Source organism: Gallibacterium trehalosifermentans (assembly GCF_042433055.1).
GTDB classification, from domain to species: Bacteria; Pseudomonadota; Gammaproteobacteria; order Enterobacterales; family Pasteurellaceae; genus Gallibacterium; species Gallibacterium trehalosifermentans.
Map to the genome: position 1 here is coordinate 1 of NZ_JBHLWB010000011.1, position 14,628 is coordinate 14,628.

Annotated in this window: 14 protein-coding genes; 8 read left to right on the forward strand and 6 right to left on the reverse strand. The window is 37.9% G+C overall.

From position 1 onward, the window contains the following. A partial coding sequence (locus tag ACFFHK_RS09575) for a transketolase-like TK C-terminal-containing protein (RefSeq protein WP_382371870.1) occupies positions 1–419 on the forward strand: 419 nt, incomplete at its 5' end. Between the two features lie 71 nt (positions 420–490). Here ACFFHK_RS09575 and ACFFHK_RS09580 read toward each other — a convergent pair. The 6 genes from ACFFHK_RS09580 to rbsD all read right to left on the reverse strand — a co-directional run bounded on the left by ACFFHK_RS09580 (position 491) and on the right by rbsD (position 6,364). Beyond that, the gene (locus ACFFHK_RS09580; RefSeq protein WP_382371872.1) at positions 491–1,486 is read right to left on the reverse strand and encodes a substrate-binding domain-containing protein; all 996 of its coding nucleotides are present in this window, start codon (positions 1,484–1,486) and stop codon (positions 491–493) included. Positions 1,487–1,518: 32 nt separating this feature from the next. Beyond that, complete coding sequence (gene rbsK / locus ACFFHK_RS09585; RefSeq protein ID WP_382371874.1) at positions 1,519–2,448, reverse strand: ribokinase; 930 nt, start codon at positions 2,446–2,448, stop codon at positions 1,519–1,521. An 85-nt stretch (positions 2,449–2,533) separates the two neighbouring features. Beyond that, positions 2,534–3,415 carry a ribose ABC transporter substrate-binding protein RbsB gene (rbsB, locus tag ACFFHK_RS09590; protein ID WP_382371876.1) on the reverse strand — a complete coding sequence of 294 codons (882 nt, stop codon included), beginning with the start codon at positions 3,413–3,415 and terminating at the stop codon, positions 2,534–2,536. Between the two features lie 35 nt (positions 3,416–3,450). Beyond that, the gene (gene rbsC, locus ACFFHK_RS09595) at positions 3,451–4,413 is read right to left on the reverse strand and encodes a ribose ABC transporter permease (protein ID WP_382371921.1); all 963 of its coding nucleotides are present in this window, start codon (positions 4,411–4,413) and stop codon (positions 3,451–3,453) included. A 31-nt stretch (positions 4,414–4,444) separates the two neighbouring features. After that, entirely contained in the window at positions 4,445–5,932 is a 1,488-nt protein-coding gene (gene rbsA, locus ACFFHK_RS09600) for a ribose ABC transporter ATP-binding protein RbsA (protein ID WP_382371878.1), read from the reverse strand. Positions 5,933–5,944: 12 nt separating this feature from the next. Next, positions 5,945–6,364, reverse strand: a complete 420-nt coding sequence (gene rbsD / locus ACFFHK_RS09605) for a D-ribose pyranase (RefSeq protein WP_382371880.1) — start codon at positions 6,362–6,364, stop codon at positions 5,945–5,947. A gap of 339 nt (positions 6,365–6,703) precedes the next feature. On the opposite strand from rbsD, the gene ACFFHK_RS09610 reads away from it, so the two are divergent. Genes ACFFHK_RS09610 through ACFFHK_RS09640 form a run of 7 tightly spaced genes read left to right on the forward strand, consistent with a single transcriptional unit; the run spans position 6,704 to position 14,497 of the window. Continuing rightward, a complete protein-coding gene (locus ACFFHK_RS09610; protein WP_382371882.1) occupies positions 6,704–7,609 on the forward strand; it encodes a LysR substrate-binding domain-containing protein in 906 nt (301 codons plus the stop codon). Positions 7,610–7,635: 26 nt separating this feature from the next. After that, positions 7,636–8,229, forward strand: a complete 594-nt coding sequence (locus ACFFHK_RS09615) for an ankyrin repeat domain-containing protein (RefSeq protein ID WP_382371884.1) — start codon at positions 7,636–7,638, stop codon at positions 8,227–8,229. Between the two features lie 9 nt (positions 8,230–8,238). Next, positions 8,239–9,048: an oxamate carbamoyltransferase subunit AllH family protein gene (locus ACFFHK_RS09620; protein ID WP_382371886.1), complete on the forward strand. Its 810-nt coding sequence runs from the start codon at positions 8,239–8,241 to the stop codon at positions 9,046–9,048. Continuing rightward, complete coding sequence (fdrA, locus tag ACFFHK_RS09625; protein WP_382371887.1) at positions 9,027–10,574, forward strand: acyl-CoA synthetase FdrA; 1,548 nt, start codon at positions 9,027–9,029, stop codon at positions 10,572–10,574. Before ACFFHK_RS09620 ends, fdrA begins: the two co-directional genes overlap by 22 nt. 3 nt (positions 10,575–10,577) lie before the next feature. Next, complete coding sequence (locus ACFFHK_RS09630) at positions 10,578–11,999, forward strand: YlbE family protein (RefSeq protein ID WP_382371889.1); 1,422 nt, start codon at positions 10,578–10,580, stop codon at positions 11,997–11,999. Between the two features lie 10 nt (positions 12,000–12,009). Beyond that, a complete protein-coding gene (locus ACFFHK_RS09635) occupies positions 12,010–13,533 on the forward strand; it encodes a SulP family inorganic anion transporter (RefSeq protein WP_382371891.1) in 1,524 nt (507 codons plus the stop codon). Positions 13,534–13,591: 58 nt separating this feature from the next. Next, complete coding sequence (locus ACFFHK_RS09640; protein ID WP_382371893.1) at positions 13,592–14,497, forward strand: carbamate kinase; 906 nt, start codon at positions 13,592–13,594, stop codon at positions 14,495–14,497. Positions 14,498–14,628 lie beyond the last annotated feature (131 nt).

Here is a 14,628-nt window from a genome sequence, read left to right on the forward strand (position 1 = left end):
AAATGGAGAGAAATGCGGAACAACTCGCTAATATCAAACGAGGAGCTTATATCTTAAAAGATTGTGCAGGCACGCCTGAATTAATTCTGATTGCGACTGGTTCAGAGGTAGAGTTAGCAGTAAAAGTGGCAGCGCAATTAACGGCAGAAGGTCGTAAGGTTCGCGTGGTTTCCATGCCAAGCACCAACGTATTTGATAAACAAGATGCAGCATATCGAGAAAGCGTATTACCAAGCAATGTAACGAAACGTGTTGCGATAGAAGCGGGGATAAGCGATTTCTGGTACAAATATGTTGGTTTATCAGGACGTGTTGTAGGCATGAATAGCTTTGGCGAATCAGCCCCAGCGGAGGAGTTGTTTAAATTATTTGGTTTTACGGTTGATAACGTAGTAGCAAAAGCGAAAGAGATTTTGTAATTTATCAACTCTTGATTTGATTAAATAGACCTCTTCTTATCACATAAGAAGAGGTTTTCTGTTATTGAGCGTTAACATTTTTTAACGGATTGGCGCATTACTAACTGAGGTTCAAGCATTAAGGTTTGGTAGGCTTGTTGTGGCGATTTAATTCGTTGTAATAACGTTTCTACTGCAAGTTTTCCCAATTCTGCTTTTGGTTGATGGATCGTGGTGAGCGGTGGCGTTAAATATTGTGCAAGCATAATATTATCGTAACCAATCACGGAAATATCTTCTGGAATGCGTAAACCTTGCTGCCAAGCAACTTGATAAACGCCAACCGCAATCGTATCACTACACGCAAAAATAGCCGTTGGACGATCTTTGGCTAGCAATAATTTTTTCATTCCCTCAACACCGCCTTCAAAATCGAAATGACTTTCAATAATCCATTCAGGGTTAATTGTAAGGTTTGCGTCTTGTAACGCTTTTTGATAACCAATTAAACGGTTATGTGCTAAAGATTTATCCAATTTACCCGTGATAATGGCAATTTTTTGATGACCTTGTTCAATCAGGGTTTTGGTCGCTAAATAAGCGCCTGCTTCTGAATCTTCGTAAATTCGATCCGCATTAAGTGCAGTTGGCCACCAATCCATAATGACCATAGGTAGCTGGACATTGAGTTGTTTCACCAGTGAATGACGTGCATCAGAATACATTAACAATAAACCATCAACCTGTTTTTGGATTAATGTTTGGATATTTTGTAATAAGCGAGCTTCATCACCATCAGTACTAGAAATAATTAAATTGTATTGATGTTGATTACAATATTGTTCAACGCCACTTACCACTTCCGCAAAAAATGGATTGCTGGTGGCAGTCACTAACATACCTAAGGTTTTGGTTTCTTTAACTTTTAAACTACGAGCAACGGCAGAAGGGGTGTAATTTAATTCTTGTACAACTTTCATAATTTTTTCACGCATCTCATCACTGACGTAACGACTATTATTGATGACGTGTGAAACTGTTGATGTAGAAACTTTTGCAATTCTTGCAATGTCTTTCATGGTTGCCATAAATCACCCCTTGTTACTGCGAATAGGTTAACTTATTTGACTTTCTGTAAAAAAGCAACAGTTTCCTCTTTGGTTGGAATAGAAGATTGTGCGCCAAAACGGGTAACGCTAACTGCGGCGGCAGCGTGTGCAAATTGGATAGCTTCTTCAAGTGATTGATTTTCGAGTAAAGCGGTAACAAGTGCACCATTAAAGGTATCACCTGCTGCTGTGGTATCTTTAGCCTCTACACGGAAACCAGGAATAATTTTTTGTAGTTGATTATGACTAATAAAAACCCCTTTTGCCCCTAAGGTAATTAATACAATCGCTACCCCTTTTTGGTGGAAAATTTGTGCTGCACGTTTTGCACTCTCTTCATCAACCACTTTTACACCAGTGAGAATTTCAGCTTCGGTTTCATTAGGGGTAATCATCGTTAACAGTGAAAATAATTCATCTGGTAATGTACGGGCAGGTGCAGGATTAAGTACAACGTGTGTACCCGCTTGTTTCGCAATTTTAGCTACATACATAACACCTTCTAATGGCGTCTCTAATTGCATTAAGATCGCTTCAGATTGGGTAATTTGTTGTGCAAATTTAGCGACAAGATCAGTAGATAAATGTGCATTTGCCCCAGCAGAAATGACAATACTATTCTCACCATTTTGAGCGACTTGAATCATTGCAATACCCGTAGTTTCACCATCAATCGTGGTAATGCTATTAACATTAATACCTTGTTGTTGAAAGGAGGTCTTCATTTGTTGCCCAATATCATCATTGCCGATACAAGCAATAAAGTGAACTTTGGCACCTAAACGAGCTGCTGCAACTGCTTGATTTGCCCCTTTACCACCGAAAACAATATGATAATTTTTACCTGATAACGTTTCGCCTGGTTGTGGGAAGTGGGGTACTTGAATGACGTGATCAGCGTTAATACTACCAAGTACGGTAAGCATTTTATTTGCAGACATAATAAAAACTCCTTAGATGTTTAATCAATACAACAATATTTGAAAAGTGGGTGAAAAATATTCCTTCCACCCACGTTTATAGTAATTATTCTTTAGTAACTACTTTTAATGGTACTGGGATTTTCGCTTCAACAGCTTGACCTTTAATCACTTTATCTGCAGTTTGTACACCTAATGCACCAATAAGCTCAGGTTGTTGTGCAATAGTGGCAGCTAGTTTGCCGCTTTTTACTGCTTTTACACCGTCATCTGTTCCATCAAAACCAACAATGACCACAGATTTATTTGCTGCTTGGATCGCACGAATTGCACCTAATGCCATTTCATCATTTTGTGCAAATACAGCTTGTACACTTGGTTGAGCTGTTAAAAGATTTTCCATTACGTTTAATCCTTTAGTACGGTCAAAATCGGCTGGTTGGCTTGCAAGAACATTAAAATGGTGAGCGTCAACCGCTTGTTTAAATCCTTCACCACGTTCACGAGCAGCAGAGGTGCCAGCGATACCTTCTAATTGGATAACTTTGGCATTATCACCTAGTTTTTGGGCAATAAAATCACCCGCCATTTTACCACCAGCAACATTGTCAGATGCGATATGGCTCACGACTTCACCTTGTGCAGCACCACGGTCTAAAGTGATAACTGGAATTTTTTTCTGATTAGCAATACGAACTGCATTTGCAACCGCAGTTGAGTCGGTTGGGTTGATTAATAACACTTTTGCACCACGAACAGTGATGTCTTCAATGTTAGCGAGCTCTTTAGAAGGATCGTTTTGCGAATCTAAGACAACGAGATTATAGCCTAATTTTTGTGCTTCTTTTTCAGCACCTTCTTTTAAGGTAACGAAAAATGGATTATCTAATGTGGAAACAGCAAGGGCGATAGTCTCTTTTGCTAATGCAACATTACTTGCAAACGTACCGAGAACTAAAGCTGATGCGATAAGAGTAAGTTTTTTCATAAAGGTTCTCCTTTAATTAGGGTTGACTAAATAAGTTAGGCTGATTTACGACGACAAAAATGATCTGTGAGTACAGCAAGTAAGATCACAATAGATTTAGCAATCATTTGGTAATAAGACGAAATATCTAAAAGGTTTAGCGCATTATTTAAGAAACCAATAATTAATGCCCCGATTAAAGTCCCCATAATACGTCCTTTACCTCCCATTAAACTTGTACCACCAACCACGACAGCAGCAATCGCATCTAACTCATAAGATACACCAGCAGTCGGTTGAGCAGAAGATAAACGAGAAGTAACAATCAGGCCTGCAACAGTTGCAAGAAAACCACTGGCGGCATAAACGAAGATTTTTACTTTATCAACATTGATACCAGATAAGCGGGTCGCAGATTCATTACCACCAAGGGCATAGATATAACGACCGATAGGTGTATGTTTAAGTAGATACCAAGCAATGGCGAAAATAATTGCCATTAACCAGATTGGGAATGGAATACCAAATAAATAACCTGTACCCAAGAAAGTGAAATGATCGGCTGCATCTGAAAAACCAATGCTAATAGGACGACCATCAGTATAAACCATAGTAACACCACGCAATAAAGTCATAGTAACTAGGGTGGCAATAAAGGCTTGAACTTTACCTTTTGCAATGATGATGCCACTTATACCACCAAGTAAGGTGCCAAAGAGTAATACGAGTGGAATCACAACAAAAATTGAAAGCTCAAGGTTTACTAATGATGCTGCTATTGCACCAGTTAACGCAAGGATTGATCCAACCGATAGATCAATTCCAGCTGTTAAGATAACAAATGTCATTCCTACTGCAATAATTGCATTCACAGAGGTTTGACGGAGAATATTCAATAAGTTATCGATTGTGAAAAAATTTGGGCTAATCAAAGAAACGGTAACAATGAGAACAAGCAATGCAATAATAGAACGTTGTTCGATTAAAAATTCTTTTATATTAAATTGTTTATTTGTCATGGTTGGGGTAGCCATAGTATATCCTTATTAATTAATGAATTTGTGTAATTGCGGCAGTAAGGAGTTTTTCCTGATTAACATCATCACGTAAAAATTCAGCACTAATTTCACCATTATTCATCACTAAAACGCGATCACTCATACCAATAATTTCAGGCATATCTGAAGAAACGAGGATAATACTCATTCCTTCCTCTTTAAATTTATTGATTAATTGATAGATTTCTTTTTTTGCACCAACATCAATTCCACGTGTTGGTTCATCAAGAATTAACACATCGGGGCGAGTCATCAGACCTTTAGCAATCGCCACTTTCTGTTGATTACCGCCAGAGAGTAAACCAATCGTTTGATCCATTGATGGTGTTTTAATCTTAAATAGATCAATGAAATCCGTTACCATCATTTTTTCTTTCTTATGATTAATAGAGTAATGTTCGGTTAATTGTTTTAATGCAGTTAGTGTCATGTTTTCTTTTATTGTCATACCTAACACTAAGCCATCACCTTTTCGATCTTCTGAAATATAGACAATGCCATTGTGTAGACCATCTTGTGGTGAGTGAATGGAAAGTTGTTTTTGATGTAAATAGATTTCGCCACTGGTTTTATGATAAGCACCATAAATTAACTTCATTAATTCAGTTCTGCCAGCGCCCATTAAGCCAGAAATACCTAAAATTTCGCCTTTCTTTAAATGAAAAGAAGCGTTATGCACACCATGCCCACTAAGATTTTTCACTTCTAAGACAATTTCTCCCATTGGAGAATTGATATGCGGATATTGTTCGGCAAGTTTCCGCCCAACCATCAGTTCAATTAATTGTTCTTCATTGATTTGGCTTAGTTCACATTCAGTAATCAATTCACCATCACGTAAAATTGTTACATCATCGCAAATAGTAAAAATATCTTGCATACGGTGAGAGATAAACACAATGCCACAACCTTGTGCTTTGAGTTCTCGGATTACATCAAATAGTGCAGCCGTTTCGGTATCAGTGAGAGCGTCAGTTGGCTCGTCCATAATAATCACTTTCGCATCAAAGCTAAGTGCTTTGGCAATTTCGATCATCTGTAATTCACCAAGCGATAACTGATCGACTGGCGTGGACGGACTATGTTTTACTTTTAAACGGCGGAGTAATTTTTCTGATTCAGCAGACATTTTTGCCCAATCGATCCCGCCAAATCGGGTGGTAAATTCACGACCTAAAAAGATATTTTCCGCAATAGTAAGATTAGGAATAATATTTAATTCTTGATGAATAATACTGATTCCTGCAAGTTGTGAGGCTTTAGGATTTTTAAAGGTAACTTCTTGACCAAGATAGTGAATCGAACCTTTATCTTTTGTATAAATGCCCGTCAAAATTTTCATCAAGGTAGATTTACCTGCACCATTTTCGCCCATTAATGCCATGACTCTACCAGGATAGACTGACAATCCTGCCTTATACAAAGCACGTACACCAGGGAAAGATTTGCAGATATTGTCTAATTTAAGAATTGGTTGCATCGTTTTTGCCTCTTAAAAAGGAACACCTGAATAAATAATAATGTTGGCATAAGGTGTACATTCACCAGAACGGACAAATCCTTTACTGGCTTGGCTAGTTTGTTTGAATTCTGTATGTGAAACGTAATCAATGATGATTTCGTTATTTTGTTGTTGTCCTAATTGCGCCAAACGTTGTAATAAAGCAGTATGGATAACAGGATTTTTTTCTTTAATTTCTTCTGCGAGTAAGACTTTTTCAACGAAACATTCACTCACAACAGCATCAAAAATAGCAAGAAAACTTGGAATACCTGAGGTTAAGGCGAGATCAACACAATCTGCGTGTCTTGGAATAGGCAATCCCGCATCACAAAGCGTAAGTGAATCGGTATGACCTAAAGTTGCAATGACATGAGAGAGGTGTGAATTTAAAATACCGACTTTTTTCATTTTTTACTCCTATTTTTTCGTCATCGAAACGTTTCGATAGAATGATAGAGCAGTTTTTCTACCCTGAAAATAAGCAAATTTTAAATTTGTGAAGTGGATCAAAAAATAAACGAAATGTCGATAACAGGGGGCAGGTTACGAAGAGAGGTAAACTTGCTGAATTATCAGTAGAAATTGGTTTTCTTAGCAAATTTCTTGTTGCTCATTTTCAATTTTTTTTGCTTGTTCACTTAAATGTTATTGATATGATTTTTTTGATTTTTAAATAAACAGGTAATTCTGGATTATGATAGCAAAAGATCAACTAGCATAATATTTAAAGATATTTAGGAGCATTTTATGGGACTTTCTTCAGATTCAATCAGAATTTTACAGGTGATTAGTAAAACGGGAAGTTTTAGTGAAGCTGCAAAAGTATTGTGTCGGGTACCTTCTGCTATTGGTTATAGTGCAAGAAAAATGGAAGAAGAAATAGGTATTAAATTATTTGAGCGTAGAAATGGACATATACAATTAACTTCAGCAGCAAATTATATATTAGAGCAAGGAGACTGGATTTTACAGGGACTACAAGAGTTAGAGCGAAATGCTGTGCGTTTAAATGAAGGTGTCGAAAGTCAGTTTAGAATTGCGTTAAATTATATTATTAATCACCAACCCATTCCTAAATTATTAGCTAACTTATTAGATAAATTTCCCGCAACAGAATTTTCAATTCGTACTGAAGTTTATAACGGTACATGGGATTCATTATATGAAGATCGGGCTGATTTTGTTATTGGCGCACCGCAGAATCCACCATGGAGTCATGGCAATATTTCTACTGAATATTTAGGCGATGTAGAGTGGGTTTTTTTAGTGTCGCCAAATCACCCGCTTGCCACAGAAGAACAGGTCTTAAAAGCAGCAAAACTGCGTCAATTTCCGTCAATTATCGTGCATGACTCATCTATTGCGCTACAACATAAGAAAACATGGGCTTTAAAAGGACAAAAGGTTATTTATGTCGCGGATTTAAATATGGTGTTGTCAATGATTATTGAAGGCGTGGGGATTGGGTTTGTTCCGCGAGGGTTTGCGGCATCGGCTTTATTAAAAGGAACTGTTGTCGAAAAAGTTATTGCGGAGCATAAGCAACCTATTCGTGTTTATTATGCGTGGAAAAATCAACGAAATAGTCAAATTATTAATTACTTATTAGATCTGTTATGTACAGATGAATATCGAAATCAATGGTTAATTTAATTTATTCAACAACGAAGGAGAAAATGATGAGTGAATTACTTTTTAGTGCGGCTGCTACGGGGAATTGTTCCCAAATTAGGCAGTTATTATCGCAAAAAGAGGTGGACATTAATGCTACAGATAAAGGCAAGAGAACGCCGATTTTGGTTGCAGCACAGCATAAACAATATGATGCGATACGTTTATTAGCTGAATATGGTGCAGATATTAATGCTCAGGATAATAAATGTTTTAATCCGTTTATTTATGGTTGTATTCATAATGATTTATCACTTGTGAAATTGATGGTGGAGTTAGGTTGTGATCTGACACGTTTAACGCGATTTGGTGGTAATGGTTTAACGCCAGCTGCAGAGAAAGGACATGAGGAGATTGTGCAGTTTTTATTGGAGAATACGGATATTAATGTGAATCTGACGAATACTGTTGGTTGGACTGCATTAATTGAGGCAATTATTCTCAATGATGGTGGGGAGAAAATGCAGCGCATTGTTCGTTTGTTATTAGAACATGATGCCGACCCTACGATGACAGATGAATGGGGCGTATCGCCATTAGAGCTGGCTCGTCGTAAAGGTTACCAAGAAATAGCCGATATTATTGCAGAATATCTTAAATAGGCGGTAAATATGCAATGGGTAACAGTAGATAGTATGGATAGTCGGCTTGAAAGAAATTATAGGTTACTGATTGCAAAACAATTTAAGATTCTTTCTAGACACCAACATGTCTTAAATTTACAACTATTCAATAATCAAATTGTTGCATTAGTTGATCCATCTGTTCCTCAAGGACCTCGTCAATTACGCTTATTACAACATATTCCTATGGTTGATAATTTTTTGATTACAGCCGACTTACCTCGAAAATTTTCTTGCGATTTGCAATATTCGTTAAATGCGATTAATCACACATTGTTAGATTTTTCTTGGAATATTCTTATTCATCAACAAGGTATCCCCGTAGATATTGTGCAAGTTACAACACAACGATATTTACAGATGGGAATAGAAAATTTATTAGCGGCGTTGGCACATAATCGGTCTGTATTTGATGAAGTGAAAAATTTGCTTGGTTTGGGAGTTGGTTTAACACCTAGTGGTGATGATTTTCTTTGTGGGTTAGTGGTTGCACTGATATTACCTCAAAGTCCTTTTCATTCACAAAGAGAAAAACTAGCTACCGCGATACTTGCAAATTTACAACTAACCAATCCTATTTCGATAGGATTTTTACAAGACGCTTGCTTAGCGCAAGTTAGTCGTCCCGTTCAGCTATTTATCCATAATTTATTAAGCACTACTTATGATCCTGTTGTCGTACAAAATGTTATTACATTGGGGCATAGAAGTGGTTTTGATTTACTTAGTGGATTATTAGCTGGTTTTCCTCATTTGATAACAAAGAGAGTCTATTTATGCCCTTATATAGTCGATTAAAAACAAATACTTATATTGACTCAGTTACATTGATGGCGATTTCTACGGCAATAAATCAGCTTGATGGCGTTATTCAAGCACAAGTTGCGATGGGTAGCCCGATGAATAAAGCAGTATTAACAGAAGCGAATTTATTGACTGATGAATTGAGTACAGCTGTAGCTTCTGATTTGATGATTGCCGTTGTTGTAGAAGAAAGTAGTCATGTTGATGAAATATTCATACAAGTTGAAGCGTTACTGAGCCGTAAACCAACAGCAGATATAGAAGAGAAGAATGAAATATTTCATACCATTACTGCGGCGGCGGATAAGAATCCAGAAAGTAATTTAGTGATTATTTCAGTGAATGGCGCCTATGCGGCGAGGGAAGCAGAAAAAGCATTGATGTTAAATAAGCACGTTATGTTATTTTCTGACAATGTTCCTATTGAGCAAGAATTACATTTAAAACAATTAGCGCACAATAAAAAATTATTAATGATGGGACCAGATTGTGGTACAGCAATGATTAATGGTGTTGGGCTTGGTTTTGCTAATAAAGTGCGCCAAGGGAATATAGGCATTGTCGCCGCATCGGGTACAGGTGCTCAAGAAGTATCCGTTCGCATTCATGAGTTTGGCGGTGGTGTTTCTCAACTTATCGGCACAGGTGGCAGAGATCTATCAGAAGAGATAGGTGGAATAATGATGCTGAATGGTTTGCAATTACTTGCTGAAGATCCCCATACATCAGTAATCGTAATTGTTTCTAAACCACCAGCACCATCAGTTGCAGAAAAAATTCTAACGGCTTGCCAGCAAATAAGCAAACCAATTTTTATTTGGTTTTTAGGTTATCAAGGTGAACAAACATTATCCTCTCATATTCAAATATTTTCTCATAGTAAACCTACGGCAATGGCAGCTGTCATTAAGTCTGGCATTGCAGAAGAAAGTATCGATAAACACGCCCTAAATTGGCCATTAATTAATGAAGTAAGGGCAAAACTGTCTCCAGAACAAAAATATATTCGTGGACTCTTTTGTGGAGGGACGTTGTGTGATGAGGCGTTATTTTCTGCGATGGAAAAACATGATGAGGTTTATTCTAATATTCACCCTAATAAAGCGCATAGAATTTTAGCAACAGATAAATCAAAAGGTCATACGTTTATTGATTTTGGCGATGATGAATTTACTCAGGGCAAAGCGCACCCAATGATCGATCCTAGCTATCGTATAGAACGTATTCTACAAGAAGGAAAAGATCCTGAGGTTGGCGTTTTATTACTCGATTTTGTCGTTGGTTTTGGTGCTAACCTTGATCCAGTAAATGAAACCTTGAATGCATTAATACAAGTTAAACAAGATGCACACAATGCAGGGCGACATTTAGAGATATTAGCTTATGTGCTAGGAACAGAGTTAGATTCACCAAGTGTCAATAGCCAAATCGCACTTTTAGAAAAGGCAGGTATAACGATTGCTTCCAGTTCAACGAATGCTGGATTGTTAGCCAAAGAGTTTGTTGTAAAAGGAGAATAACGTATGACGCATTTATTTAATCAATCTTTAACAGTTATTAATGTTGGGTTACGCCAATTTGCAGAAGATCTTACTCGTCAGCAGGTAAAAGTGATCCAATTAGACTGGAAACCAGTTGGCAATGGCAATTCTGAATTAATTGATGCTTTAAGTCGTTTAGAAGTAGAGGAGATTGCCGAAAAGATAGAACACGCTAACCAAGAGGCATTTCAACGTATTACCCAAGCACAGCCAGTATTAATTGGATATGGGCAAGCCAAAGATGTTATTCCTGGAATGAAAGGGAAGATGCTGTTGCACGCTGGACCACCTATTGAATGGGAAAGAATGAATGGTCCGATGCGGGGAGCTATTACGGGTGCAATCGTATTTGAAGGCTGGGCAAAGAATTTGCAAGAAGCGGCAGAGTTGGCGGCAAGTGGAGAAATTACGTTTTCACCATGTCATGAACATCAAGCAGTTGGCTCAATGACGGGGGTTACTAGTCCCTCTATGTATGTTCATATTGTAGAAAATAAGACTCACGGCAATATCGCTTTTACTAATTTATCGGAGCAATTAGCCAAAATATTACGTATGGGAGCCAATGATCAGAGTGTGATTGATCGTTTGAACTGGCTGAGAGATGTATTTGGACCAATGCTTTCGCAGGCGATGTCTTATTGTAAGGAGGGGATCGATTTACGTTTAATGCTTGCACAAGCATTACATATGGGTGATGAATGTCATAACCGTAATGTAGCAGGCACACTGCTGCTTATCCAAAAGCTCACCCCCTATATTTTAGAAACCGATTTTAGTCAAAAAGATAAGCAAGATGCATTCAATTTTGTTGCGTCGTCTGATTATTTTTCAGGACCAACGTGGATGGTCTGTTGTAAGGCTGCGCTAGATGCTGCGCAAGGTATTCCTTATTCTACTGTACTTACTACGATGGCAAGAAATGGGACAGACTTTGGTATTCGTGTGTCTGGCTTACCTAACCAATGGTTTACTGGACCTGCACAGCGAGTGGTTGGACCAATGTTTGCTGGTTATAAACCAGAAGATTCGGGATTAGATGTCGGGGATTCAGCCATTACTGAAACGTATGGGATTGGTGGTTTTGCTATGGCGGCTGCACCAGCAATCGTTTCCTTAGTAGGGGGAACGGTGAGTGATGCTATGAATTACAGCCAATTAATGAAGCAAATCACAACAGGGAATAATCCTAATATTACGATTCCTTCGCTTAACTTTATGGGCGTACCAACAGGGATTGATATTCGAAAAGTGATTGAAAGTGGCGTATTACCAATTATTAATACAGCGATAGCTCATAAGGAAGCCGGTATTGGCATGATTGGCGCAGGGATAGTTAATCCGCCAATGGAGGCATTCAATAAAGCAATATTAGCTTTTACAAATAAATATACAGCAGAGTAAGGAGCCGAAAATGAATACACAATTTTGGAAAAAAGGTGATTGGGCTGCTTTCTTTGGTTTATTTAGCAATAATTTAACTAATTTGCTCACCATGATTGCCTTATTAACGGTTGTTGTTGGCATACCCTCAGAGGTGGTGTTTGGGCGAGTCGTACCTGCTTTTGGCTTAGCGGTATTATGTGCAAGTATTTGTTATGTTATCTTTGCGAAAATATTAGCGAAACAGTCAGGTAGAGAGGACGTTGTTGCCTTGCCATCTGGACCGAGTGCGCCATCGATTTTTACGGTAACCTTTCTTGTGCTACTCCCCGTATATCAACAAACTCAAGATTATGAACTGGCGTTAAGTATTGGCTTAGTTTGGGGATTCGTTGAGGGATTTATTCTCTTTATTGGCTCTTTTATGGGAGATCTTTTAAGAAAAGCCGTACCAAGAACCGTGTTACTTTCTTGTTTAGCTGGATTAGGTTTGCTGTTATTGGCAATGAATCCAATGTTACAAGCTTTTCATACACCAGTTGTCTCTTTTGTGGTTCTGGTGCTGATTTTCATTAACTGGTTTGGGCGTTCGCCAATTTTTAAACGTATACCAACAGGACTTCTGCTCTTAATTGTCGGAACAATTTTAGCGTGGATTTTTGGTTTGCAAGATGCGTCTAAAATTAGTAGTGCTTTACAGAGTGCTGGATTTAATCCACCAAAATTACATCTCAATAATTTTCTTGATGGTGTTGCTGTTGCGATTCCTTATTTAGCCTCAGCTGTTCCGTTAGCGTTAGCAAATTATGTTTTTGATCTAGAAAATATAGAAAGCGCGCACGCTGCAGGCGATCCATACCCAACACGTCGCGTGATGATTGCTAATGGTTGTTCAACCATGTTTGGTGCATTAATGGGAAATCCATTCCCTGTTACCGTATATGTTGGGCATACCGCGTATAAAGAAATGGGCGCGGGTATTGGATATACGCTTGGTACAGGGATAGTGATGTTTTTAGTTTGCTTATTAGGGCTAGGCGGTTTTCTTCTTTCCTTAATTCCAATGGCGGCAATCGCCCCAATTCTTATCTTTATTGGTATTGTAACGGCGAATCAAGTCGTGAGAGAAACGCCAAAATTGGAAGTGCCAGTTATTTTTGTCTGCTTATTTCCTTGGATTGGTGCTTGGGCATTAACGACGGTAGGAAATACGTTAAAAAGTGCTGGAACGAATGCTGGTCAGCTAGGGTGGGATCTTTTGGAAAAAAATGGTGTTGATTTTACAGGATTATTCCATCTAGGTAGTGGAGCGCCGTTATCGTCATTGCTTTGGGGGTGTATTGCTATTTTTGCAATTACAAACCAACCGAAAAAAGGGGCTATTAGTGCGATTTTGGCAGCGATCTTAGCTCTCTTTGGCATTATTCACCAAGCAAAACCAGTTTTTGGCGGTGAATCACCTTTAACGTTTGTTCTCGCCTACTCAATGGTGGCAGCATTATTTTTCTTAAAATATTGGTTAGATCGTAATCAATCAGCGAAAACAATGCCATAAACATCTCTTTGCCTGAGGGAATATTTCCTCAGGCTTCTCCAGCAGATAAGGAAATAAAATGAAACCTACAATAGTAATTGCTTTAGGTGGCAACGCTTTATTAAAGCGTGGGCAGATAATGTCGTATGATAATCAATTAGCCAATATTAGTCTCGTTGCTGCTGCAATTAGTCAGTTAGTGGATAAATATCGAATTGCGATTGTACATGGTAATGGTCCACAAGTCGGGTTGTTAGCGCAACAAAATGATATTGATACCAGTGTACCAGCCTATCCTTTAAGTTGTTTAGTCGCAGAAACTCAAGGTATGATTTCTACAATTTTAGTACAAGAGTTGCGTAAATTAGTGAAACAACCTATTACCTCAATTATTACGCATATTGAAGTGGATTCTCGTGATGAAGCTTTTTTAGCGCCAAATAAATTTATCGGCAGTGTTTATGACCAAGCAGAAGCGGAGGCGTTAGCCAAGAAATATCATTGGCAAATTAAACAAGATGGACAATATTATCGTCGAGTTGTCGCTTCGCCTAAGCCACTATCGATTCAGGAAAATGAGATTATTCGCTCTGCATTGGAGCAGGATAATATTGTTATTTGTTGTGGTGGTGGCGGCATTCCAGTATCTAAACAAAATGGGCAGCTCTTAAATATCGATTGTGTTATAGATAAAGATGCCTCTGCTTCATTATTAGCTAAAGAGATTCAGGCAGAATATTTTCTCATTTTAACTGATGGTGATGGTATTTATTTAAATTGGGGAAAGGATAATCAGCGTAAGCTAGATGAAGTTTCTGTAAGTGAATTGCTCACCTATGAGTTTGATAAAGGATCCATGCAACCCAAAGTAGATGCAATCGTTGATTATGTTTGTAATATGAATAATGGCGTAGGGATTATTGCTGATATGAATTTTGTGGCGGAGGCGTTAGAAAATAAAGCAGGGACAAGAGTTATACGTTAAATAATCGTCATATTCTCGAAATGATTGGGATAATACCCAGAAATTTGTATAGAGAAATAGATTGTTATTCCTAGATTGTGATAAAAATACTAGCAGATATAAAATTCCTTTATATCAAATAAGATAAAAAT